22 protein-coding genes are annotated in these 22,365 nt (G+C 63.1%); 15 read left to right on the top strand and 7 right to left on the bottom strand.

Annotated features, from left to right (window positions below):
* Window positions 1-64: 64 nt before the first annotated feature.
* Window positions 65-715 (bottom strand): HAD family hydrolase, encoded by a 651-nt coding sequence (locus tag ACGLHT_RS00345; RefSeq protein WP_274119894.1) that lies wholly within the window; start codon window positions 713-715, stop codon window positions 65-67.
* A 125-nt stretch (window positions 716-840) separates the two neighbouring features.
* Entirely contained in the window at window positions 841-1,389 is a 549-nt protein-coding gene (locus ACGLHT_RS00340; protein ID WP_133969827.1) for a gamma carbonic anhydrase family protein, read from the bottom strand.
* A 102-nt stretch (window positions 1,390-1,491) separates the two neighbouring features.
* On the opposite strand from ACGLHT_RS00340, the gene prlC reads away from it, so the two are divergent.
* From prlC to ACGLHT_RS00310, 6 genes are all read left to right on the top strand, one after another.
* Window positions 1,492-3,543 (top strand): oligopeptidase A, encoded by a 2,052-nt coding sequence (gene prlC, locus ACGLHT_RS00335; protein WP_354316979.1) that lies wholly within the window; start codon window positions 1,492-1,494, stop codon window positions 3,541-3,543.
* Window positions 3,540-3,821 (top strand): YheV family putative zinc ribbon protein, encoded by a 282-nt coding sequence (locus tag ACGLHT_RS00330; RefSeq protein ID WP_274119896.1) that lies wholly within the window; start codon window positions 3,540-3,542, stop codon window positions 3,819-3,821. Before prlC ends, ACGLHT_RS00330 begins: the two co-directional genes overlap by 4 nt.
* A 124-nt stretch (window positions 3,822-3,945) precedes the next feature.
* The gene (locus ACGLHT_RS00325) at window positions 3,946-5,940 is read left to right on the top strand and encodes a M3 family metallopeptidase (RefSeq protein ID WP_137162709.1); all 1,995 of its coding nucleotides are present in this window, start codon (window positions 3,946-3,948) and stop codon (window positions 5,938-5,940) included.
* A 77-nt stretch (window positions 5,941-6,017) separates the two neighbouring features.
* Entirely contained in the window at window positions 6,018-7,076 is a 1,059-nt protein-coding gene (locus ACGLHT_RS00320; RefSeq protein WP_137162710.1) for a PA0069 family radical SAM protein, read from the top strand.
* Window positions 7,077-7,498: 422 nt separating this feature from the next.
* A complete protein-coding gene (locus ACGLHT_RS00315; protein WP_013970295.1) occupies window positions 7,499-8,218 on the top strand; it encodes a carbonic anhydrase in 720 nt (239 codons plus the stop codon).
* Between the two features lie 191 nt (window positions 8,219-8,409).
* Window positions 8,410-9,942 carry a SulP family inorganic anion transporter gene (locus ACGLHT_RS00310; RefSeq protein WP_085588915.1) on the top strand — a complete coding sequence of 511 codons (1,533 nt, stop codon included), beginning with the start codon at window positions 8,410-8,412 and terminating at the stop codon, window positions 9,940-9,942.
* Window positions 9,943-10,073: 131 nt separating this feature from the next.
* Here ACGLHT_RS00310 and ACGLHT_RS00305 read toward each other — a convergent pair whose 3' ends face one another.
* A complete protein-coding gene (locus tag ACGLHT_RS00305) occupies window positions 10,074-10,715 on the bottom strand; it encodes a hypothetical protein (RefSeq protein WP_274119897.1) in 642 nt (213 codons plus the stop codon).
* 369 nt (window positions 10,716-11,084) lie between these two features.
* On the opposite strand from ACGLHT_RS00305, the gene coxB reads away from it, so the two are divergent.
* Genes coxB through ACGLHT_RS00285 form a run of 4 tightly spaced genes read left to right on the top strand, consistent with a single transcriptional unit; the run spans window position 11,085 to window position 15,326 of the window.
* Window positions 11,085-12,212, top strand: coding sequence for a cytochrome c oxidase subunit II (gene coxB / locus ACGLHT_RS00300; RefSeq protein WP_137162712.1), 1,128 nt, complete (start codon window positions 11,085-11,087; stop codon window positions 12,210-12,212).
* A gap of 43 nt (window positions 12,213-12,255) precedes the next feature.
* Window positions 12,256-13,845: a cytochrome c oxidase subunit I gene (gene ctaD, locus ACGLHT_RS00295; protein ID WP_013970300.1), complete on the top strand. Its 1,590-nt coding sequence runs from the start codon at window positions 12,256-12,258 to the stop codon at window positions 13,843-13,845.
* Between the two features lie 10 nt (window positions 13,846-13,855).
* Window positions 13,856-14,422: a cytochrome c oxidase assembly protein gene (locus ACGLHT_RS00290; RefSeq protein ID WP_015268464.1), complete on the top strand. Its 567-nt coding sequence runs from the start codon at window positions 13,856-13,858 to the stop codon at window positions 14,420-14,422.
* Between the two features lie 16 nt (window positions 14,423-14,438).
* Window positions 14,439-15,326: a cytochrome c oxidase subunit 3 gene (locus ACGLHT_RS00285; protein WP_100413576.1), complete on the top strand. Its 888-nt coding sequence runs from the start codon at window positions 14,439-14,441 to the stop codon at window positions 15,324-15,326.
* Window positions 15,327-15,498: 172 nt separating this feature from the next.
* Here the strand turns inward: ACGLHT_RS00285 and ACGLHT_RS00280 are convergent, their stop codons facing one another.
* Window positions 15,499-15,702 (bottom strand): twin transmembrane helix small protein, encoded by a 204-nt coding sequence (locus ACGLHT_RS00280; RefSeq protein WP_025337210.1) that lies wholly within the window; start codon window positions 15,700-15,702, stop codon window positions 15,499-15,501.
* A 63-nt stretch (window positions 15,703-15,765) separates the two neighbouring features.
* Here ACGLHT_RS00280 and ACGLHT_RS00275 point away from each other — a divergent pair, with 63 nt between their 5' ends.
* Genes ACGLHT_RS00275 through ACGLHT_RS00255 form a run of 5 tightly spaced genes read left to right on the top strand, consistent with a single transcriptional unit; the run spans window position 15,766 to window position 19,649 of the window.
* Window positions 15,766-16,503: an SURF1 family protein gene (locus tag ACGLHT_RS00275; protein WP_075046854.1), complete on the top strand. Its 738-nt coding sequence runs from the start codon at window positions 15,766-15,768 to the stop codon at window positions 16,501-16,503.
* On the top strand, window positions 16,472-17,053 hold the full coding sequence (locus ACGLHT_RS00270; protein ID WP_274119898.1) for a hypothetical protein: 582 nt from the start codon (window positions 16,472-16,474) through the stop codon (window positions 17,051-17,053). Before ACGLHT_RS00275 ends, ACGLHT_RS00270 begins: the two co-directional genes overlap by 32 nt.
* A 9-nt stretch (window positions 17,054-17,062) precedes the next feature.
* Entirely contained in the window at window positions 17,063-18,142 is a 1,080-nt protein-coding gene (locus ACGLHT_RS00265; protein ID WP_274119899.1) for a heme A synthase, read from the top strand.
* Entirely contained in the window at window positions 18,127-19,020 is an 894-nt protein-coding gene (gene cyoE, locus ACGLHT_RS00260) for a heme o synthase (RefSeq protein WP_025337214.1), read from the top strand. Before ACGLHT_RS00265 ends, cyoE begins: the two co-directional genes overlap by 16 nt.
* Complete coding sequence (locus ACGLHT_RS00255; RefSeq protein WP_013970305.1) at window positions 19,017-19,649, top strand: SCO family protein; 633 nt, start codon at window positions 19,017-19,019, stop codon at window positions 19,647-19,649. The genes cyoE and ACGLHT_RS00255 overlap by 4 nt, the downstream gene beginning before the upstream one ends.
* Window positions 19,650-19,772: 123 nt before the next feature.
* On the opposite strand, the gene ACGLHT_RS00250 is transcribed toward ACGLHT_RS00255, so the two are convergent.
* From ACGLHT_RS00250 to ACGLHT_RS00240, 3 genes are all read right to left on the bottom strand, one after another.
* The gene (locus ACGLHT_RS00250; protein WP_085588927.1) at window positions 19,773-20,543 is read right to left on the bottom strand and encodes a MetQ/NlpA family ABC transporter substrate-binding protein; all 771 of its coding nucleotides are present in this window, start codon (window positions 20,541-20,543) and stop codon (window positions 19,773-19,775) included.
* Between the two features lie 64 nt (window positions 20,544-20,607).
* Complete coding sequence (locus ACGLHT_RS00245; RefSeq protein ID WP_013970307.1) at window positions 20,608-21,279, bottom strand: methionine ABC transporter permease; 672 nt, start codon at window positions 21,277-21,279, stop codon at window positions 20,608-20,610.
* Window positions 21,279-22,286, bottom strand: coding sequence for a methionine ABC transporter ATP-binding protein (locus ACGLHT_RS00240; protein ID WP_003256960.1), 1,008 nt, complete (start codon window positions 22,284-22,286; stop codon window positions 21,279-21,281). Before ACGLHT_RS00240 ends, ACGLHT_RS00245 begins: the two co-directional genes overlap by 1 nt.
* Window positions 22,287-22,365 lie beyond the last annotated feature (79 nt).

Below are 22,365 nucleotides of genomic sequence, written 5' to 3'. Positions count from 1 at the left end.
GTACGCGATCGCCTGTAGGAGCGGCCTTGTGTCGCGATGGGCTGCAAAGCAGCCCCCAGGGCCATCAAGCCTTGAGGAAAGCCTGATGCATCTCGGCCAAGGTAGCAAAGTGGTAGGCCGGCACTTCGGCCACCAGTTCTTCCTGGCTACCAAACCCGTACCCCACCGCCACCGCCTGCAAGCCATTGCTGCGCGCACCGATCAGGTCATGCTTGCGGTCGCCGATCATCAGCGTCTGCGCCGGGTCCAGTCCTTCTTCATCAAGCAGGTGGCGAATCAGCTCGACCTTGTTGGTGCGCGTGCCATCCAGTTCACTGCCGTAGATCACCTTGAAGTGGTGGTCGAAGGCGAAGTGCCGGGCGATTTCACGGGCGAACTTCCACGGCTTGGAGGTGGCGATGTACAGCGTGCGACCCTGGCCGTTGAGTACTTCGAGCAGCTCCGGCACACCTTCGAACACCAGGTTCTCGTACAGGCCGGTGACGCTGAAGCGTTCCCGATAGAAGTTCACCGCATCCCAGGCCTTGGCTTCGTCGAAGCTGTAGAACTGCATGAAGGCCTGCAGCAGGGGTGGGCCGATGAAGTGCTCGAGGCGGGTCAGGTCCGGCTCGTCGATGCCCAGTTTGGCCAGGGCATACTGGATCGAGCGGGTGATGCCCTGGCGCGGGTCGGTCAGGGTGCCGTCGAGGTCGAAGAGGATGTTTTGCTGGTGCATTTGCGGGTTCCACTTTGAATGCTGCGTGGTCTTCTTCGCGGGTAAACCCGCTCGCTCCCACAGGGATATCACAGGGCCTGAGGCCGGCGCCGTACCTGTGGGAGCGGGTTTACCCGCGAATGCGGTCATTCAGGTTGATCGTAGCCTTCGGCCAGGTGCTGGTCCTTGAGCTTCACGTAGTTACTGGCGCTGTAGGCGAAAAATGCGTGTTCCTGTTCGTTCAGCAGTCGGGCCTGTTTCACCGGGCTGCCCATGTACAGGTAGCCACTGACCAGGCGCTTGCCCGGCGGTACCAGGCTGCCGGCGCCGATGATCACTTCGTCTTCGACGATGGCGCCGTCCATGATGGTGCTGCCCATGCCGACCAGGATGCGGTTGCCCAGGGTGCAGCCATGCAGCATGACCTTGTGGCCGATGGTCACTTCGTCACCGATGATCAGCGGGAAGCCGTCCGGGTTGAACGGGCCGGCATGGGTGATGTGCAGCACGCTGCCGTCCTGCACGCTGGTACGCGCGCCAATGCGGATGCGGTGCATGTCGCCGCGTATCACGGTCAACGGCCAGACGGAGCTGTCTTCACCGATTTCCACGTCGCCCAGCACTACCGCCGATCGGTCGACGAAGGCCCTGGGCCCAACTTTCGGAGTGTGTTGCTGGAAGCTTCGGATAGCCATGATAGCGTCTCTCATCTGTGCCGATAGGCAGGCTGCCTGCTGCGGTCGGCGTCGATTGTAATTAAGATGGGGCAGTGTTTCTTCTGCCAAGGTATCCAAACCGTGAGTGCGAACAACCCGCTTCTGCAGTCCTACGATCTGCCGCCCTTCTCGCAAATCCGTGCCGAACACGTATTGCCGGCAATCGAAGCGATCCTGGCCGACAACCGTAAAGCCATTGCCGAGATCCTCGAAAAGCAGGGCAAGAACCCTACCTGGGCTGGCCTGGTGCTGGCCATGGACGAATTGAACGACCGCCTGGGCGCCGCCTGGAGCCCGGTCAGCCACCTCAATGCGGTGTGCAACAGCGCGCAGCTGCGCGAAGCCTATGAGTCGTGCCTGCCAGCGCTGAGCGCCTACTCTACCGAACTGGGCCAGAACCGTGCGCTGTTCGAAGCCTACCAGGCGCTGATCAACAGCCCCGAGGCCGCCGGTTTCGACGTGGCGCAAAAGACTATCCTCGAGCACGCCCTGCGTGACTTCCGCCTGTCGGGTATCGACCTGCCGGCGGATAAACAGCAGCGCTACGCCGAAGTGCAGAGCAAGCTCAGCGAGTTGGGCAGCCGTTTTTCCAACCAGCTGCTCGACGCCACCCAGGCCTGGACCAAGCACGTTACCGACGAAGCCGCGCTGGCTGGCCTGACCGATTCGGCCAAGGCGCAGATGGCCGCCGCCGCCCAGGCCAAGGGCCTCGACGGCTGGCTGATCACCTTGGAATTCCCCAGCTACTACGCGGTGATGACCTATGCCAGCGACCGCGCCCTGCGCGAAGAGGTGTACGCTGCCTACTGCACTCGCGCCTCGGACCAAGGCCCGAATGCCGGCCAGTTCGACAACGGCCCGGTGATGCAGGAAATCCTCGACCTGCGCCAGGAACTGGCCGGGCTGCTGGGTTACAAGAATTACGCCGAACTGAGCCTGGCGACCAAGATGGCCGAGTCCAGCGACCAGGTGCTGAGCTTCCTGCGTGACCTGGCCAAGCGCTCCAAGCCGTTTGCCGCCCAGGACCTAGAGCAGCTCAAGGTCTACGCCGCCGAGCAAGGCTGCCCTGAGCTGGCCAGCTGGGACGCCGGTTATTTCGGCGAGAAGCTGCGCGAGCAGCGTTACAGCGTGTCGCAGGAAACCCTGCGCGCCTACTTCCCGATCGACAAGGTACTCAGCGGCCTGTTCAGCATCGTCCAGCGCCTTTACGGCATCGAAATCGCTGAACTCAAGGGCTTCGACAGCTGGCACCCGGACGTACGCCTGTTCGAGATCAAGGAAAACGGCCAGCACGTCGGCCGCTTCTTCTTCGACCTCTACGCCCGCGCCAACAAGCGTGGCGGTGCCTGGATGGACGGCGCCCGCGACCGTCGCCGCACGGCTGGCGGTGAGCTGCAGAGCCCGGTCGCCAATCTGGTGTGCAACTTCACCCCGGCAGCACCTGGCAAGCCTGCGCTGCTGACCCACGATGAAGTCACCACGCTGTTCCACGAGTTCGGCCACGGTCTGCACCACATGCTGACCCGCATCGAGCACGCCGGTGTTTCCGGCATCAACGGTGTGGCCTGGGACGCAGTCGAACTGCCGAGCCAGTTCATGGAAAACTGGTGCTGGGAGCCGGAAGGCCTGGCGCTGATCTCCGGCCATTACGAAACCGGTGCTGCCCTGCCCCAGGACCTGCTGGACAAGATGCTGGCGGCGAAGAACTTCCAGTCGGGCATGATGATGGTGCGCCAGCTGGAGTTCTCGCTGTTCGACTTCGAGCTGCATGCCACCCATGGCGACGGCCGCAGCGTGCTGCAGGTGCTCGAAGGCGTGCGCGACGAGGTGTCGGTCATGCGCCCACCGGCGTACAACCGCTTCCCCAACAGCTTTGCGCACATCTTCGCTGGTGGTTATGCCGCGGGCTACTACAGCTACAAGTGGGCCGAAGTGCTGTCGGCCGACGCCTTCTCGCGCTTCGAGGAAGAAGGCGTGCTGAATGCCGAAACCGGCCGTGCCTTCCGCGAGGCTATCCTGGCACGCGGTGGTTCGCGCGAGCCGATGGAGCTGTTCGTCGACTTCCGTGGCCGTGAGCCTTCCATCGATGCCTTGCTGCGCCATAGTGGCCTGAGCGAGGACGCTGCAGCATGAGCGAGGTAGCCGTGAACAAGACCAAGAAACGCTTCATTGCCGGGGCGGTATGCCCGGTGTGCAGCGAGACCGACAAGTTGATGATGTGGAACGAAGACGGCGTACCGCACCGCGAGTGCGTGGCCTGCGGCTTTACCGACACCCTCAACGAGCAGGGCTTGTCGGTGCCGAAGGAACTCGGCACCCGGGTCAACCATCTGGAGCCGAAAGCCGCGCCGGCCAAGGTACAGACGGTGCAGTTCTTCCCCAACCCGAAGCTGAAGAAACCGGCTGAATAAAGCCGTCGTGCCGCCCGGGCGCCGTGCCCGGGCCGGCATGCCCGGGTGGTAGATAATCAGGCCACCTGCCGCACGCTGGCCATGCAAGCTCACCTGCTCTTCCCTACGAGCGAGGTGTTGCACCATGGATAACCCACTTCTGCAAGATAGCCATATCCCCGTCGATTATCCGTCGATCACGCTTCAAAACATGCAAGTTGCCTTCGACCACGTGCTGTTGGCGCACGAGCAAGGCATCGAACGCATCATCCGCGACCAGCAGGCACTGCCAACCTGGGATGACATGGTGCTGGCGGTGGACGGGCTGGATAGTCAGCTTCTGACGGTGTTGTATGCCGCCTCGCCATTGGTTGGTCGGGATGAAGCCTGGGCTGGTGCCATTTCCGACTTCTTCGCCAAGGCTACGGAGCGGTTCGAACAGAAATTCACCAACTCCGCACTGCAGGCCCTGTATGAGCGCTTGGCCAACAGCGACATCGGCAAGCAGCTGGATGCCCAGAAACGCGCTACGTTGCGCTGGCATCTGCACAAGTTCGCCTCCAGTGGCGCATCGCTCGACCCCGCAGGCAAGCTGCGCCTGGCTGAACTGCTGAAACAGATTGGCGCTGCGCGGGAGGCGTTTCGCAGCAACATCAACCGGCCAGGGCTGAGCATCACGGATGAATCTGAACTGAGCGGTGTACCTCAACGCATTCGTGACGAGCTAGCTACAAGGGCACAGGAGGCGGGTGAGCCGGGGTGGTTGATTGCGTGTGAAAGCGTGACCACCGACGCCGTGCTCAAACATGCTGACAACAGGCAGCTGCGCGAGCGCGTGTACCGGGCTTATAACACCCGAGGCGTCGGCCTTGACCAACAGCAGGATAATCGCTCGCACCTGGAGCAACTGGCGAGGCTGCTGGAAGAAAAGGCCCACCTGCTCGGCTTTGCCAGCCATCTGGAGCAGAGCCTGCAGATGAAGAGCGCAGGTTCGGTTGCCCAGGTGCGCGGCTTTCTTCATGACCTGGCCGACCATGTGCGGCCGGCGGTGCTGCAGTGGCGTGCAGATATGCAGCATCAGGCCTCAGCCAAAGGGCTGGGGAATGTCCAACCCTGGGACATTGCCTACCTGCAGGCCTCGTCGCGCGAGGTGCTTTCCACCGAAGCCTTGCGCGAACACTTCCCGCTGAATGCCGTGGTCAGCGCATTGCAGCAGTTGGCGGAAGAACTGTTTGGTTTAACGCTGCTGGCCAAGCCGCTGGCAACCTGGGATGACAGCGTGCAACCGTTCGAGGTGTGGCAGGACAACGCCTTGATCGGTTTCCTGTACCTGGACGCCGTACAGCATGCCGGCAAGCAACCTGACTCGGTGTTCACCACCTACATTCGCAATCGTCGGGTCGATGCCGAGGGCATCTTCCAGGCGGCCTCGGTGGTGGTCTACAGCGACGTGCCTGCAGCGCTGCCGGGTAGCCAGCCGTTGCTGGACCATCTGTCACTGCGCAAGCTATTCCATGAATTTGGCCATGCCCTGCACCATTTGCTGGTGCGCACGACCAACCACGTGATGTCCAACGTCACCGAACTCGGTACCGATGGCGTGGAACTGTTCGGCAAGCTGTTTGAGCGCTGGGTTTGGGACGCGGATTACCTGGTGGCGATCTCTTCGCCACTTCAGGATGGCAGCAAACTTTCCCGGGCCCGGGTCGATGAATGCCTGCGCCGCTTGCGGCAGCAAGGTGTGGAGGAAACCGCGCGCGACCTGAGCATGGCGCTGTTCGACCTGGACCTTCATGGCACACCCAACGATGGCCGATCCCTCGAGCAGCGCCTGGGCGATGCCCGTGAGCTTTGTGGCTACTGGCCCTTGGCCGATTTCGAGCACCCGGCGCATGCCTTCGACCATCTGGTAAACGGCTACGATGCCGGTTATTACGCCTATCTGTGGTCGGACGTGCACGCCTTCGACCTGTTCACCCGCTTCGAGGCCCAAGGCCTGCTGGACCGGAATAGAGGCCGGACGCTGCAGGAGACATTGCTTGCCCCAGGGGCATCGCGACCGTTGCGTGAAGATATCGAGCTGTTCCTCGGCCGGCAGTCGAGCCAGCTGCCCTTTCTACGTTGGCATGGCCTGAAGTGAAGGTGCGCTGACCGGAGGTGCTGGAAAGAATCAGGCAGGCAATATACTGTATATGAATACAGTATATGGGGTAGGCCATGATTCCTCCAGCACCGCAAAAGGGCCGTGGCACGGCGAACAATCCGCACAACCGCTTTGCCCCCAGCCATTCGGTGGCGGAGGATGACGGCTGGTACCAGGAGGTGCCGCAAACCCAGGGCACCGAGGTGCGGGTAGAGACGGCCAAGTCGGTGATCAGCCGCAACACCTCGCCCGACCTGCCCTTCGACCGCTCCATCAACCCTTACCGTGGCTGCGAGCACGGTTGCATCTACTGCTATGCCCGCCCTTCCCACGCCTACTGGGACCTTTCCCCCGGCCTGGATTTCGAGACCAAGCTGATTGCCAAGACCAACGCCGCCGAGGTGCTCGCGCAGCAGTTGAGCAAACCGGGTTACGTGTGCGCGCCGATCAACCTGGGTTCCAATACCGACCCGTACCAGCCGATCGAACGTGAACAACTGCTGACCCGGCGCCTGCTCGAAGTGCTGCTGCGTTTTCGCCACCCGGTGACCATCGTCACCAAGGGAGCGCTGGTGCTGCGCGACCTCGACCTGCTGGCCGAGATGGCTCGCCAGCGCCTGGTACGGGTGATGATCAGCCTGACCACGCTGGACGATAACCTGAAACGGGTGCTGGAACCGCGTGCGGCGTCACCCAAGGCGCGCTTGCGGGCGATCCGCGTATTGCGCGAAGCGGGAGTGCCGGTGGGCGTGCTGTGTTCGCCGATGATTCCGATGATCAACGACAGCGAACTGGAGCGACTGCTGGAGGCGGCGAGGGAGGCAGGTGCACAGAGCGCAGCCTACATGATGTTGCGCCTGCCGCTGGAAGTGGCACCGTTGTTCGAGCAATGGCTGCAGGACCATTACCCCCAGCGGGCGGCGCATGTATTGAGCCTGATCCGCCAGAGCCGCGGCGGCGAACTGTATGACAGCCGGTTTGGTGCGCGCATGCGCGGTGAAGGCGTGTTTGCCGAGTTGCTGGCGCAGCGCTTTGCCAAGGCCATGAAGCGGCTGGAGTTCGAGGGGCGAGAAGCGCAGGCGCTGGATTGCTCGGCGTTTTGCCCGCCGGGAGGGCAGATGGCGTTGTTCTGATGCTTGAGCAGAGCACGGCCTTTGTGGGAGCGGGCGCGCCCGCGAACACCGGCGCAGCCGGTGCCATGTACCGAGTTGCCTCCTTCGCGGGCACGCCCGCTCCCACAGGTTCTGCGCAGGTTCCGGGTGTCTGCATGTGGCGCATTGCCAGCCCTCAATGCAACTAATTAAAGTTGATAATTGCAGTAATGGCTCTTGGCAGTTGATGTTTTTTTGCTATTATCCAATACCCGCCTTTCCTATCTGGAACACCCGTTCTAGAGCCTTCGAATTAAGTTTCAGTTAAGTTTTCCCCGCTAGCGTAGGAAATCAGTCTTCACCGACTGTGATCTATGGCCCGTGCGTGTCATCTAAATCCCTGCATAGCCAGAATCTTTCACCGGTAAAATGGATTTACCTACACACCGTCAAGAGGATGAATCATGCCCGTCAAGGACCCATCCAAGGTCGTACCGCAGGTCCCCGCGGAGAGCGCCGATGCCGCCCTGAAGCACATCGTCGACGGCTTCCTGCGTTTTCACCATGACGTTTTCCCCGAGCAGCAAGAGCTGTTCAAGAAGCTCGCCACCGCGCAAACCCCGCGTGCCATGTTCATCACCTGCGCCGACTCGCGCATCGTTCCCGAGCTGATCACCCAGAGTTCGCCTGGCGACCTGTTCGTGACCCGTAACGTCGGTAACGTGGTACCACCTTATGGCCAGATGAACGGCGGCGTTTCCAGCGCCATCGAATACGCCGTACTGGCGTTGAAAGTGCATCACATCATCGTCTGCGGCCACTCCGACTGCGGCGCCATGCGTGCCGTGCTCAACCCGCAATCGCTGACCAAGATGCCGACCGTGTCCGCCTGGTTGCGCCACGCCGAAGTGGCCCGCACCGTGGTCGAGAACAACTGCTCGTGCGGCAGCGAACACGAAACCATGCAAGTGCTGACCAAGGAAAACGTCATCGCCCAGCTGCATCACCTGCGCACCCACCCTTCGGTGGCTTCGCGCCTGGCAGCCGGTGAGCTGTACATCCATGGCTGGGTTTACGACATCGAGACCAGCAAGATCGAAGCCTACGACGCCGCCAGCGACACCTTCCTGCCCCTGGCTGCTGGCGAGCCGGTCCCCTGCGCTACTCCGAGAGGCCGCTACTAAGCGACCCATCCACCCGCTTGAACCTTGATAGCCGGCTGCACCCTGCAGGGGTGTGGCGCGGCCTTCGGCTGCCTTGAATTCCCTGACTGCCTGCCGGCACGCCCGCTGGCGGCCCGCGCCTGCGCGCTCGTCAGGGGCAAACGTGCCCACGGCCAGCGGAATGGCTGTGTGACAGAGAAAGGAGAAACACGGTGAACATTACACAGTTGAAAGCGGCCCTGCCGCGTGAGTTGCTGGCGTCGGTGGTGGTCTTCCTGGTGGCCCTGCCGTTGTGCATGGGCATTGCGATCGCCTCGGGCATGCCGCCGGCCAAAGGCCTGATTACCGGCATTATCGGCGGCATTGTCGTAGGTTTCCTCGCCGGTTCGCCGCTGCAGGTCAGTGGCCCGGCCGCCGGCCTGGCGGTATTGGTGTTCGAGCTGGTACGCCAACATGGCATGGCCATGCTCGGGCCGATCCTGCTGCTGGCCGGCCTGCTGCAGTTGCTGGCCGGGCGCCTGCGCCTGGGCTGTTGGTTCCGGGTTACCGCGCCGGCGGTGGTGTACGGCATGCTGGCGGGGATTGGCGTGCTGATCGTGCTGTCGCAGGTGCATGTGATGTTCGACACCGCGCCGCAACCATCCGGCATGCAGAACCTGCTGGAGTTCCCGGCGACCGTGGCCGCGGCCCTGCCACAGGAAAGCGCCGGCTCCGGTTGGATGGCTGGTGCGCTGGGCCTGGGCACCATCGCCATCATGTGGGGCTGGGAGCGCCTGCGGCCGCAGCGGCTGCGCTTCGTCCCGGGTGCCCTGCTGGGCGTGTCGGCCATGACGGCCATCAGCATGTGGCTGGCCTTGCCGGTGAACCGCGTACAGGTGCCGGCCGACCTGTCCGAGGCCATCGACTGGATCCGCCCTGGTGACCTGATGCAACTGGCTGACCCTACCCTGTTGGTCGCCGCTTTTGCCCTGGCCTTCATCGCCAGTGCCGAAACCTTGTTGTCGGCTGCAGCGGTTGACCGCATGCACAGCGGCCAGCGTTCGGACTTCGACCGTGAGCTGTCGGCCCAGGGCATCGGCAACATGCTGTGCGGGGTGCTCGGCGCGTTGCCGATGACCGGGGTGATCGTACGTAGCTCGGCCAATGTGCAGGCGGGTGCGCAGACCCGGGCTTCGGCGATCTTCCATGGCCTGTGGCTGCTGGCGTTCGTGGTGGCGCTGAGCAGCGTGCTGCAGCAGATCCCGGTGGCGAGCCTGGCGGGTGTGCTGGTGTTTACCGGGGTCAAGCTGGTGGATTTCAAGGCGTTTCGTGGGCTGGGCCGCTATGGCCGCATGCCGATGTTCACCTACGCGGCGACGGCGCTGGCGATCATCTTTACCGACCTGCTGACTGGCGTATTGCTGGGCTTTGCCCTGACCTTGCTGAAGCTGGCACTGAAGGCGGCGCGGTTGAAGATCAACCTGGTCAGCCTGGAGAAGGCTGGGCACATGGAATTGCGGCTTAGTGGCGCGGCCACCTTCCTCAAGGTGCCGGCGCTGACCCAGGTGCTGGATAGCGTGCCGGCGGGGACCACGCTGCATGTGCCGTTGGGTAACCTCAGCTATATCGACCACTCGTGCCTTGAGCTGCTTGAAGATTGGGGACGCAGTAATTCGGCCAATGGGTCGCGGTTGCTGATCGAGCAGCGGCGCTTGAAGCGGCGGATCGAGGGGCGGATGCGGACTACCGCCGGGGTTGGGGCCTAGAGCCGGAATCTTTGCTGCATGAGCCGGCCCTTTCGCGGGCACGCCCGCTCCCACAGGTAATCCACAGTCATCAAGGCATGTGCTTTCCCTGTGGGAGCGGGCGTGCCCGCGAAGAGGCCGGGCCAGGAACCTCAGGCCGGCTGGCCCAGCTCCACCCCTAGCTGCCGTGACAGGCACGGCCAGCGCTTCCACGCCGCGCCTGTTTCCGGGCTGCTCAATTTCTCGCGGTAGGCTTCCACCGATTCCACCGCGAAGCTTTCATCATCCAACATTTCGTCCACCGAGTGGTGCACCACTTCATCCAGCTGGTTGGCAAACGTCTCGCCAATCAACTGGTGGGCAATCAGGTTGGCGACGGTGGTGTCGACCGGGATCAGCGGCTGCTGGAAGTGACGGATGTACAGGTCGTTTACCTCTTCCACCAGGCGGTGCGCCAAGTAGGCCTCATCCAGCAGGCAGTCCAGGCCCACATGCCCTTGCATTACGCTGGGCGGCTGCAGGAAATAGGCTTCGGCGATTTTCAGTACAGGTTTGATCTGCGATTCGATCCCGGCCTCGCGGGCGACCTCATGGGCCGCCTCCAGCAGTTCCGGAACCTGTTCGATGTAGGCGCTGACGAAGCGCGCCAAAGTACCCTGGGCGTCCTGCTCAGGCAGTTGGATCGAGGGGTGCAGGTGGGGCAGTTGCAGCTCGAGACGCTTTTTCAGTTGGCCGGTCTGGCCTTCGTGTTGATGGGCTTGGCTTACCTGCTCGCGTACAGCAGCGATGTTCATGACAACTCCAGGGACATTACGTTTCAAACGGAAGACACTAAATTAGCTCGGTATACAGAATACCTAAGACGTATTTGTTATAAGTCGCGCAAACGTGTGCATGCTCAGGCATATCGAAATGCCATTATTGCGCCATACCCTATCAAGCGCGCGGTTTTCGGGGCGTTCGGCCCTTTCATGAAGTTCATTTCACGGCCTTCGTTGCGTGCCGTTGGTCGCTGTCTATACTCCCGGTGAACGTGATTCGTTGATGAGGCCCAACTGCTTTTAGCAGGGGCTCGGTCGTCGAAGCCAGGCAGTCTTGACCACCGTTCCCTCTTGCCGCAGGCCACGCCTCCGGGACTACAAGAACGAGAAGGGGAACCCGCAATGATGCGACATCCACATGTCTGGATGGGCCTCCTGTTGTGGTCGGTTTTTGGTCAGGCGAACGCCGCCTGGACCGTGAACATGCACCCAGGGGCGACGGAAGTCTCCAACGCCGTCTTCGACCTGCACATGACCATCTTCTGGATCTGCGTGATCATCGGCATCGTTGTCTTTGGCGCGATGTTCTGGTCCATGGTCATCCACCGCCGTTCCACCGGCCAGCAGGCTGCGCATTTCCACGAGCACACCTGGGTGGAAATCCTCTGGACCGTGGTCCCCTTCCTGATCCTGGTGGCCATGGCCATCCCGGCCACCAAGACCCTGATCGACATCTACGATGCCAGCGAGTCGGACATCGATATCCAGGTTACCGGCTACCAGTGGAAGTGGCACTACAAATACCTGGGCCAGGACGTGGAGTTCTTCAGCAACCTGGCCACCCCCACTGAGCAGATCCACAACAAGGCACCCAAGGACGAGCACTACCTGCTCGAAGTCGACCAGCCGCTGGTGCTGCCGGTGGGCGCCAAGGTGCGTTTCCTGGTGACTGCTGCCGACGTCATCCACTCCTGGTGGGTGCCGGCCTTCGCGGTCAAGCGTGATGCCATCCCCGGCTTCGTCAACGAAGCCTGGACCCGTATCGAGAAGCCCGGCATCTACCGCGGCCAGTGCACCGAGCTGTGCGGCAAGGACCACGGCTTCATGCCGGTGGTGGTCGAGGTCAAGTCCAAGGCCGACTACGACACCTGGCTGGGCGAGCGCAAGGCCGAAGCTGCCAAGCTCAAGGAGCTGACCAGCAAGGAATGGACCCTGGAGGAGCTGGTGGAACGTGGTGACAAGATCTACCACACCACCTGCGTGGCCTGTCACCAGGCCGAAGGCCAGGGCCTGCCGCCGATGTTCCCGGCGCTCAAGGGCTCGAAGATCGCCACCGGGCCGAAGGAAGCCCACCTGGGCATCGTCTTCCACGGCAAGCCCGGCACTGCCATGGCCGCGTTCGGCAAGCAGCTCTCGGAAGTCGACATCGCCGCCGTGGTCACCTACGAGCGCAACGCCTGGGGCAACAACAAGGGTGACATGGTCACGCCGAAGGACGTGCTGGCGCTGAAGCAGGCAGAAGCGCAATGAACCGGGTTACTCGCGGCAATCAATGGATTGCAGGAGACAGGACATGAGTGCAGTGATCGACGACCACGCCCACGGCCATGACCATGCGCACGGCCCGGCCAAGGGCCTGATGCGCTGGGTGCTGACCACCAACCACAAGGACATCGGCACGATGTACCTGTGGTTCAGCTTCATCATGTTCCTGCTCGGCGGCTCGTTCGCCATGGTGATCCGCGCCGAGCTGTTCCAGCCCGGCCTGCAGATCGTCCAGCCGGAGTTCTTCAACCAGATGACCACCATGCACGGCCTGATCATGGTGTTCGGTGCGGTGATGCCGGCCTTCGTCGGCCTGGCCAACTGGATGATCCCGCTGATGATCGGCGCGCCCGACATGGCCCTGCCGCGGATGAACAACTTCAGCTTCTGGCTGCTGCCGGCGGCTTTCCTGCTGCTGGTCTCGACCCTGTTCAGCCCGGGCGGCGGGCCCAACTTCGGCTGGACCTTCTACGCCCCACTGTCCACCACCTACGCGCCGGCCAGCGTCACCTTCTTCATCTTTGCCATCCACCTGATGGGCATCAGCTCGATCATGGGCGCGATCAACGTGATCGCCACCATCCTCAACCTGCGCGCCCCGGGCATGACCCTGATGAAGATGCCACTGTTCGTCTGGACCTGGCTGATTACCGCATTCCTGCTGATTGCGGTGATGCCGGTGCTGGCCGGCGTCGTGACCATGATGCTGATGGACATCCACTTCGGTACCAGCTTCTTCAGTGCCGCCGGCGGTGGTGACCCGGTGCTGTTCCAGCACGTGTTCTGGTTCTTCGGCCACCCTGAGGTGTACATCATGATCCTGCCGGCCTTCGGCGCGGTCAGCTCGATCATCCCGGCGTTCTCGCGCAAGCCGCTGTTCGGCTACACCTCGATGGTGTACGCCACCGGCGCCATCGCCTTCCTGTCGTTCATCGTCTGGGCCCACCACATGTTCGTGGTCGGTATTCCCGTGGTCGGCGAGCTGTTCTTCATGTACGCCACCATGCTGATCGCCGTGCCTACCGGGGTGAAGGTGTTCAACTGGGTCAGCACCATGTGGGAAGGCTCGTTGACCTTCGAAACGCCGATGCTGTTCGCCATCGCCTTCGTCATCCTGTTCACCATCGGCGGTTTCAGCGGGCTGATGCTCGCCATCGCCCCGGCGGACTTCCAGTACCACGACACCTACTTCGTGGTGGCGCACTTCCACTATGTGCTGGTGCCTGGGGCTATCTTCGGCATCTTCGCCTCGGCCTACTACTGGCTGCCGAAATGGACCGGCCACATGTATGACGAAACCCTCGGCAAGCTGCACTTCTGGCTATCGTTCATCGGCATGAACATGGCCTTCTTCCCCATGCACTTCGTGGGGCTGGCCGGCATGCCACGGCGGATCCCCGACTACAACCTGCAGTTCGCCGACTTCAATATGGTGTCCTCGATCGGCGCGTTCATGTTCGGCGCCACGCAGATCTTCTTCCTGTTCATCGTCATCAAGTGCATCCGCGGCGGCGCGCCGGCACCGGCCAAGCCATGGGATGGCGCCGAGGGCCTGGAGTGGTCGATCCCTTCGCCTGCGCCCTACCACACCTTCCAGACGCCACCGGAAGTGAAATAGGAACCGTGCCATGAACGGCCTTTCGCTGAAACGCCTGGTGTTGCGCCTGTTGATGCTGACGGTGGTGATGTTCGCCTTCGGCTTCGCCCTGGTGCCTATCTATGACGTGATGTGCAAGGCCTTCGGCATCAACGGCAAGACCGGAGGGCAGTACGAAGGCAGCCAGGTCAGCGACCCGACGCGTTCGGTGCGGGTGCAGTTCATGTCGACCAATGCCAGCGACATGGTCTGGGACTTCTACTCCACCGCCGACCAATTGGAGGTCAACCCCGGTGCGGTGAACCAGATGATCTTCATCGCCCACAACCCGACCGATCGGCCGATGAGTGCGCAAGCCATCCCCAGCATCACCCCCGCCGAGGCCGCGGCGTACTTCCACAAGACCGAGTGCTTCTGCTTCACCCAGCAGGTGCTGCAGCCCGGCGAACGCATCGAGATGCCGGTGCGCTTCATCGTCGACCGCGACCTGCCGGCCAGCGTGAAGCACCTGACACTGGCCTACACCTTGTTCGACATCACCGCTCGCCACCCGCCGGTCGCGCATGTCGCGGCCCAGGACGTCCAGGGCGCCCGTTAAGGGAAGGAGAACAGCAATGGCAAGTCATGAGCACTACTACGTTCCGGCGCAGAGCAAGTGGCCGATCATCGCCACCATCGGCATGTTCATCACGGTGTTCGGCCTGGGTACCTGGTTCAACGACATGAAGGCCGGCCACCCCGAGTCGCACGGGCCGCTGATCTTCTTCATCGGCGCGTTGTTCCTGGCCTACATGCTGTTCGGCTGGTTCGGTTCGGTGGTGCGGGAGAGCCGCGCGGGGTTGTACAGCCCGCAACTGGACCGCTCGTTCCGCTGGGGCATGAGCTGGTTCATTTTCTCCGAGGTGATGTTCTTCCTGGCCTTCTTCGGTGCGCTGTTCTACGTGCGCGTGCTGGCCGGGCCGTGGCTGGGCGGTGAAGGGGCCAAGGGTGTTGCGCACATGTTGTGGCCGACCTTCGAATTCACCTGGCCGCTGCTGCACACGCCCGACCCGAAACTGTTCCCGCCGCCCAAGGAAGTGATCGACCCGTGGCACCTGCCGCTGATCAACACCATCTTGCTGGTCAGCTCCAGCGTGACCATCACCATCGCCCACCATGCCCTGCGTCGCGACCACCGTGGCCCGCTGAAATTCTGGATGGCGCTGACCATCGTCCTGGGCGCCAGCTTCATCGCGTTGCAGGCCTACGAGTACCACGAGGCCTATACCAAGTTGGGGCTGACGCTGGGGTCGGGCATCTACGGCGCGACGTTCTTCATGCTCACCGGCTTCCACGGCGCCCACGTGACGTTGGGCACGATCATCCTGATCGTGATGTTCGTGCGCATCTTGCGCGGGCATTTCAACCCGGAGAAACACTTTGGTTTCGAGGCGGCCAGTTGGTACTGGCACTTCGTCGATGTGGTGTGGGTGGGGTTGTTCATCTTTGTCTACGTACTCTGACAGCCGACTGCGAACCCTTGTAGGAGCGGCCTTGTGTCGCGATGGGGCGCGTAGCGGCCCCAAAGCAGCCAAGGCGCTCTGCCAGGTGAATCAGGTTGCAGGTTTTGGGGCCGCTTTGCGGCCCATCGCGACGCAAGGCCGCTCCTACAAGGAAACGCGCAAGGTTCAGGTATCAGAAGGGGGCGTGAGATACGAGCTGACCACTAATGAAGCCCCAGGCGACAAGGCCGATGGTCAGCGCCGCCAGGGTCACCCGTACGGTCAGCGCTTTCAGTAAACGGGTCGAGCTTTCATCGTCCTTGACCAGAAACACCAGGCCGCTGAACAGGCTGGCAATCGTGGCCAACAGCATCAGGACAATCGCGGCCTTGAGCATGGCGATACTCCGGGGGGATGCGGTGATGTGGATAAGTATAGCGATCGGCCCGACGAGGCTCCGATGAGGCCGTTTCGTCCGGGCTGGGTACCAACCCTGGTGGTGCTTGCGCTGCTGCCGGGGCTGATCGCGCTTGGCTGCTGGCAACTCGGCCGTGCCGAGGAAAAGCGCGTGCTGCTGGCCGCCTATGCCGAGCGGCGGGTCGAAGCGCCCGTGGCCACGGCCCAGCTGACAGCGAACCAGGACAATGCCTTCCGCCGCGTGCATCTCTATGGCCGCTTCGACGCCGAGCACAGCCTGCTGCTGGACAACCGCATGCGTGATGGCCAGGCCGGTGTCGAGCTGCTGCAACCCTTCCATGATCAGGCCAGCGGCGTGTGGCTGCTGGTCAATCGCGGCTGGCTGCCCTGGCCGGACCGCCGCGTGCCGGTGCATTTCGATACCCCTGCCCAGGCGTTGGCGCTGGACGCTTCGGTGTATGTCGCGCCTGGCAGCACGTTCCAGCTGCACCCCGACCCTGCAGGCGGCCAATGGCCGCACCTGCTGACTGCCGTGGATGCCGCGCAGCTATGGCAACAGCTCGATCGCGAAGGCTTCGCCCATGAGCTGCGCCTGGAACCCGGCCCGGCGACCTATCGCCTGGACTGGCCGGTCGTTGCCATGGGCCCGGAAAAACACCTGGGTTACGCCGTGCAGTGGTTTGCCCTGGCAACCACTTTGGTACTGCTCTACCTCTACTTCGGCTGGCACCACAACAAGGAGAAACGCCATGGCCACCGCCACTCCACTGGAAGTGCCTGAACGTAGCAAACCCAGAACCCGCGGGCGTTTGCAGCTGCTGTTGATTCTGCTGGTGGTGCTCGGGCCGATGGTTCTGGCTACCAGCATGTACAAGCTCAAGTTCTGGGTGCCGGACGGCCGCAGCTACCACGGCGTGATGATCGGCAACGGTGAGAGCCTTTCCGATATCGGCGTGGCGGGCCAGGACGAGCGCTGGCAGCTGCTGGTGAGCACACCCACAGCCTGTGCCGAGGATTGCCAGCGGCTGGTGTACCTGGCCCGGCAGATCCAGGTCGGCCTGGGCCGTGATGCCAGCCGTGCCAGCCATGCCCTGGCGGCCGCCCAGCCGGCAAGTGCCGATTACCAGGCGTTGCTCGGCCGCGAATACCCACAGTTGCAGCGTTACCCGCTGGATGCGCAACGCTACCTGCAAAAGGTCGGCGAGGCCGGCCCGCAGCTGTGGATCGTTGACCCACACGGCAATCTGGTGCTGCGCTACGACGCCAAGGTCAACGGCAAGCATGTGCTGGACGACCTGCGCCACCTGCTCAAGCTGTCCAACATCGGCTAGGAGCCTGCCATGGCCAGACCCGGATTCCGCCTTGCTGTGTTCGCCACCTTGCTGGCACTGCTGGTCGTCCTGCTCGGTGCCTATACCCGCCTGACCCACGCCGGCCTCGGCTGCCCGGACTGGCCGGGTTGCTACGGCTTCATCAGCGTGCCCAAGAGCGAAGCGCAGCTGGCTCATGCCGAGCTGCATTTCCCCGAACACCCGGTGGAAGCCGCCAAGGGCTGGGCCGAGATGGTCCACCGCTACTTCGCCGGCACCCTGGCGATGGTGATCGCCCTGCTCGCCTTGCAGGCGCTGCGCCGGCATGCCCGCGATGGCCAGCCTTACCGCCTGCCCTTGCTGCTGCTGGGCGTGGTGCTGGCCCAGGCAGCCTTCGGCATGTGGACGGTCACCCTCAAGCTGTGGCCGCAGGTGGTCACCGCGCATCTACTCGGCGGCTTCACTACCCTGAGTTTGTTGTTCCTGTTGTCCCTGCGTCTGTCGCGGGCCTTTGCGCCCTTGCCAAAGCTGCCATTGAGCCTGCGCCGGATCGCCGCGCTGGCCTTGCTGGTGGTGATCGGCCAGATCTCCCTGGGCGGCTGGGTCAGTGCCAACTACGCGGCCGTCGCCTGCATCGACCTGCCCACCTGCCACGGCCAGTGGTGGCCGGCGGCGGACTTCAGCAACGGGTTCCACCTGACCCAGCACGTCGGGCCCAATTACCTGGGCGGGCAGCTGGACAGTGATGCGCGCACGGCCATTCACATCAGCCACCGCCTGGGCGCATTGCTGGTGACCTGCGTGCTGCTGATGCTCAGCTGGAAGCTGCACCGCTGCGGCCTCCCTGGCCTGGCGCGGCTGGTGCTGCTGGCGCTGGTGGTGCAAGTCGGCCTGGGCATCAGCAATGTGCTGCTGCACCTGCCGCTGGCCGTAGCCGTGGCGCACAACGCTGGTGGGGCGCTGTTGCTGCTGAGCATGGTGCTGGTGAACTACCGCATCCGTGTGGTCGACAAGGTTCGCGTGGGTGTCGGCCATGGCTGGCGCCTGCGGCCCGTGGCTGGCGTGGGCATTTCCCACCACATGAGGAATGATTCGTGGCGACGCTTCTGAGCACACAGAGGGCCAGTTGGCGTGATTACCTGGAGCTGACCAAGCCCAAGGTGGTGGTGCTGATGCTGATCACCTCGCTGGCGGGTATGTTCCTTGCCACCCGTGCGGGGGTCAGCTGGAGCGTGCTGCTGTTCGGCAACCTGGGCATCGGCTTTTGTGCAGGCGGCGCGGCGGTGGTCAACCATGTGGTGGACCGGCGCATTGACGCGCTGATGGCGCGTACCCACAAGCGGCCGCTGGCCCAAGGCCGGGTCGAGCCGCTGCCGGCGCTGCTGTTCGCCCTGGCGCTGGCGCTACTTGGCATGGCCCTGCTGCTGGTGTTCACCAACGCCCTCACAGCCTGGCTGACACTGGCTTCCCTGCTCGGCTATGCGGTGCTCTACACCGGCTTTCTCAAGCGCGCCACGCCGCAGAACATCGTCATCGGTGGCTTGGCTGGCGCCGCCCCGCCGTTGCTGGGCTGGGTGGCGGTCAGCGGCCATGTCAGCGCCGAGCCCCTGTTGCTGGTGCTGATCATCTTCGCCTGGACCCCACCACACTTCTGGGCCTTGGCCATCCACCGCAAGGAGGAATACGCCAAGGCCGATATCCCGATGCTGCCGGTGACCCACGGCGAGCGCTACACCAAGCTGCATATCCTGCTGTACACCCTGGTATTGCTGGCGGTAAGCCTGCTGCCGTACGCCATCCACATGAGCGGCCCGCTGTACCTGGCCTGCGCCCTGGTGCTGGGCCTGCGCTTCCTGCAATGGGCCTGGGTGTTGTACCGTGGCAGCCGGCCGCACGCAGCGATCGGCACCTTCAAGTACTCTATCGGCTACCTGTTCGCGCTGTTCATCGCGTTGCTCCTCGACCACTACCTGTTGCTGAACCTATGACCCGAACCCAGAAAACCGTCTTCATCCTCGTTGCCCTGGTCGCGTTGATCCTGGGCCTGACCGTCAACAAGGTGCTCAATGGCCGCGACCAGCCCAACCCCACCGAGCTGATCGATGCCGGCATCATCCTGCTGCCGCAGAGCCGTACCGTGGCCGATGTGACCATGACCAACCAGGACGGCCAGCCGGTGCAACTGGATGACCTGAAGGGCAAATGGTCGCTGCTGTTCTTCGGCTACACCTACTGCCCGGACATCTGCCCGACCACCCTGGCCCAGCTGCGCCAGGTGAAGAGCGAGCTGCCCAAGGAGGCCGTCGACCGGCTGCAGGTGGTGCTGGTGAGTGTTGACCCGAACCGCGACACGCCGAACCAGCTGAAGCAGTACCTGGGTTATTTCGACAAGGATTTCGTCGGGGTGGCGGGGTCGATCGAGGATACCCAGAAGCTGGCCAATGCCTTGAGCATTCCGTTCATTCCGGCCGATACCAGCAAGCCGGGGTATACCGTGGATCACAGCGGCAACCTGGCGGTTGTGGGGCCGGATGGGCGTCAGCGCGGGTTCATTCGGGCGCCGTTCAACAACCAGAAGCTGGTGGCGCAGTTGCCCGGGCTTGTGAAGCGGGATTGAGATTTTTGGGCCTGCTGCGCAGGCCTATCGCGACACAAGGCCGCTCCTACAGGGGAATGCGATCCCATGTAGGAGCGGCCTTGCGTCGCGAATGGGCCGCGAAGCGGCCCCGGGGATTTCGGATCAGAACGCCGGAACCACAGCGCCTTTGTACTTCTCGTTGATGAACTGCTTCACCTCAGGCGAGTGCAGCGCAGCAGCCAGCTTTTTCATGGCGTCCGAGTCCTTGTTGTCCGGGCGGGCAACCAGGATGTTCACGTAAGGCGAGTCGCTGCCTTCGATGACCAGGGCGTCTTTCTCCGGGTTCAGCTTGGCTTCCAGCGCGTAGTTGGTGTTGATCAGGGCAGCATCGACCTGGGTCAGCACGCGCGGGATGGTGGCTGCTTCCAGCTCACGGAACTTCAGGCTTTTCGGGTTCTCGGCAACATCCTTCACGGTGGACAGGATGTTCTTGTTGTCCTTCAGCTTGATCACGCCGGCCTTGTCCAGCAGCAGCAGCGCGCGGCCGCCGTTGGTGGCGTCGTTGGGGATGACCACGGTGGCGCCGGAGGACAGCTCGTCCAGCTTCTTGATCTTGGCCGAGTACACGCCCAGCGGTTCGATGTGCACGCCGGCAACGCTCACCAGGTTGGTGCCCTTGGCCTTGTTGAACTCATCCAGGTACGGCTGGTGCTGGAAGAAGTTGGCGTCCAGGCGCTTTTCGGCCACCTGCACGTTCGGCTGGATGTAGTCGGTGAATTCCTTGACCTTCAGCTCCACGCCCTCTTTCGCCAGTGCAGGTTTGACGAAGTTGAGGATCTCGGCGTGCGGTACCGGGGTAGCAGCAACGGTCAGGGACTCGGCGTGGGCCGAGAAGGCCGCGACAGCGGCGACAACAGCAAGCAGCTTCTTCATTGATCACTCCTTGTGAGGGCCGCGACGGCCCCCGAACGGGTCGGCCGGGCCGACCCCATTGGGGTTACTTACGGGAAAAATGCACGACCAGTTTGTCGCCCACGCTCTGCAGGACTTGAACCAGTACCAGCAACAGCACCACGGTGACGACCATCACGTCGGTCTGGAAACGCTGGTAGCCGAAGCGGATAGCCAGGTCGCCCAGGCCGCCGGCACCGACCACACCGGCCATGGCGGTGTACGACACCAGGGTGATGGCGGTGACGGTAATGGCGGCGAAGATGCCCGGGCGGGCCTCCGGCAGCAGTGCGCTGGTGATGATCTGGCGGGTGGTGGCGCCCATCGACTGGGTGGCTTCGATGATGCCGCGGTCCACTTCACGCAGGGCGGTTTCCACCAGGCGCGCGAAGAACGGCGTGGCACCTACCACCAGCGGCGGAATGGCGCCGGCAACGCCCAGCGAAGTGCCGGTGATCAGCACGGTGATCGGGATCATCACGATCAGCAGGATGATGAACGGCAGCGAGCGCAGGATGTTGACGATCAGCGACAGCAGCGCATACACACCCTTCTGCTCGAACATCTGTTTCGGCCCGCACAGGAACAGCAGCACGCCCAGCGGCAGGCCGAGCAGCACGGTGAAGAACAGCGAGCCGAACAGCATGATCATGGTGTCGACGCTGGCCAGCCAGATTTCGGCCCAGTCGACGTTGGCAAAGAAATTCAGGGCGTCCATCAACGCAGTACCTCCATATGTACGTCAGCTGCCTTGAAGCGGGCGAACGCCGCTTCCATGTCACCGCCGATCAGGGCGAGGGTGAGCTGGCCATAGGGGACATCCTTGATGCGGTCGATACGCCCGGCGAGGATGCTGTAGTCCACGCCGGTTTCGCGGGCCACGGTGCCCAGCAGCGGCGCGTAGGTGGCGTCGCCCTGGAAGGTCAGGCGCACGATACGGCCCGGCACATGGGCGAAGTCGTCCCGCTGCTCGCCTTCGTCGACCTGCTCGTCTTCCTGGACGAAGCGCTTGGTGGTGGGGTGCTGCGGGTGCAGGAACACCTCGGCCACCGAGCCCTGCTCGACGATCTGGCCGGCGTCCATCACTGCCACGCGGTCGCAGACCCGGCGGATCACGTCCATTTCGTGAGTGATCAGCACGATGGTCAGCTTCAACTCACGGTTGATTTCGGCCAGCAATTGCAGGACCGAGGCGGTGGTTTGCGGGTCGAGGGCGCTGGTGGCCTCGTCGCACAGCAGGATCTTGGGGTTGGTGGACAGGGCGCGGGCGATGCCGACGCGCTGCTTCTGGCCACCGGACAGCTGCGCCGGGTACTTTCTGGCGTGGTCGGAAAGGCCGACGCGGGCCAGCAGCTCGGTCACGCGCTTGTCGATTTCGCTGCGCGACAGCTCGCCGGCCAGGGTCAGTGGCAGGGCGACGTTGTCGGCGACGGTCTTGGAGGCCAGCAGGTTGAAGTGCTGGAAAATCATCCCGACCTGCTGGCGGAAACCGCGCAGCTGGCTGGCGTTGAACGCGGTAACGTCTTCGCCGTCGACGATGATCTTGCCGCCGGAAGGCTCTTCCAGGCGGTTGATCAGGCGCAGCATGGTGCTCTTGCCGGCGCCGGAATGGCCGATCAGGCCGAACACCTGGCCATCTTCGATGGTCAGGCTGGTCGGATTCAGTGCGGGGATTTCCCTACCGGCGACGCGGTAGGTCTTGTGTACCTGTTGGAACTCGATCACGTAGCGAACCTTGTGGGGCGCATGGAATTTGGGTCAGCGGTTGGCTGGGGTCGCGCATTTTAGCCTTTTCCCATAGCTG

Source organism: Pseudomonas sp. PsB, assembly GCF_043658375.1.
Taxonomy (GTDB): domain Bacteria; phylum Pseudomonadota; class Gammaproteobacteria; order Pseudomonadales; family Pseudomonadaceae; genus Aquipseudomonas; species Aquipseudomonas putida_Z.
Note: the sequence above shows the minus strand (reverse complement) of the source record. Positions and strands in the feature narration are given on the sequence as shown.

What these genes read in the sequence shown, in the direction of transcription:
- ACGLHT_RS00345 (WP_274119894.1), bottom strand. Translation starts at nt 715, where the DNA reads ATGCACCAGCAAAACATCCTCTTCGACCTCGACGGCACCCTGACCGAC.
- ACGLHT_RS00340 (WP_133969827.1), bottom strand. Translation starts at nt 1,389, where the DNA reads ATGGCTATCCGAAGCTTCCAGCAACACACTCCGAAAGTTGGGCCCAGG.
- ACGLHT_RS00330 (WP_274119896.1), top strand. Translation starts at nt 3,540, where the DNA reads ATGAGCGAGGTAGCCGTGAACAAGACCAAGAAACGCTTCATTGCCGGG.
- ACGLHT_RS00325 (WP_137162709.1), top strand. Translation starts at nt 3,946, where the DNA reads ATGGATAACCCACTTCTGCAAGATAGCCATATCCCCGTCGATTATCCG.
- ACGLHT_RS00320 (WP_137162710.1), top strand. Translation starts at nt 6,018, where the DNA reads ATGATTCCTCCAGCACCGCAAAAGGGCCGTGGCACGGCGAACAATCCG.
- ACGLHT_RS00315 (WP_013970295.1), top strand. Translation starts at nt 7,499, where the DNA reads ATGCCCGTCAAGGACCCATCCAAGGTCGTACCGCAGGTCCCCGCGGAG.
- ACGLHT_RS00305 (WP_274119897.1), bottom strand. Translation starts at nt 10,715, where the DNA reads ATGAACATCGCTGCTGTACGCGAGCAGGTAAGCCAAGCCCATCAACAC.
- coxB (WP_137162712.1), top strand. Translation starts at nt 11,085, where the DNA reads ATGATGCGACATCCACATGTCTGGATGGGCCTCCTGTTGTGGTCGGTT.
- ctaD (WP_013970300.1), top strand. Translation starts at nt 12,256, where the DNA reads ATGAGTGCAGTGATCGACGACCACGCCCACGGCCATGACCATGCGCAC.
- ACGLHT_RS00290 (WP_015268464.1), top strand. Translation starts at nt 13,856, where the DNA reads ATGAACGGCCTTTCGCTGAAACGCCTGGTGTTGCGCCTGTTGATGCTG.
- ACGLHT_RS00285 (WP_100413576.1), top strand. Translation starts at nt 14,439, where the DNA reads ATGGCAAGTCATGAGCACTACTACGTTCCGGCGCAGAGCAAGTGGCCG.
- ACGLHT_RS00280 (WP_025337210.1), bottom strand. Translation starts at nt 15,702, where the DNA reads ATGCTCAAGGCCGCGATTGTCCTGATGCTGTTGGCCACGATTGCCAGC.
- ACGLHT_RS00275 (WP_075046854.1), top strand. Translation starts at nt 15,766, where the DNA reads ATGAGGCCGTTTCGTCCGGGCTGGGTACCAACCCTGGTGGTGCTTGCG.
- ACGLHT_RS00270 (WP_274119898.1), top strand. Translation starts at nt 16,472, where the DNA reads ATGGCCACCGCCACTCCACTGGAAGTGCCTGAACGTAGCAAACCCAGA.
- ACGLHT_RS00265 (WP_274119899.1), top strand. Translation starts at nt 17,063, where the DNA reads ATGGCCAGACCCGGATTCCGCCTTGCTGTGTTCGCCACCTTGCTGGCA.
- ACGLHT_RS00255 (WP_013970305.1), top strand. Translation starts at nt 19,017, where the DNA reads ATGACCCGAACCCAGAAAACCGTCTTCATCCTCGTTGCCCTGGTCGCG.
- ACGLHT_RS00250 (WP_085588927.1), bottom strand. Translation starts at nt 20,543, where the DNA reads ATGAAGAAGCTGCTTGCTGTTGTCGCCGCTGTCGCGGCCTTCTCGGCC.
- ACGLHT_RS00245 (WP_013970307.1), bottom strand. Translation starts at nt 21,279, where the DNA reads ATGGACGCCCTGAATTTCTTTGCCAACGTCGACTGGGCCGAAATCTGG.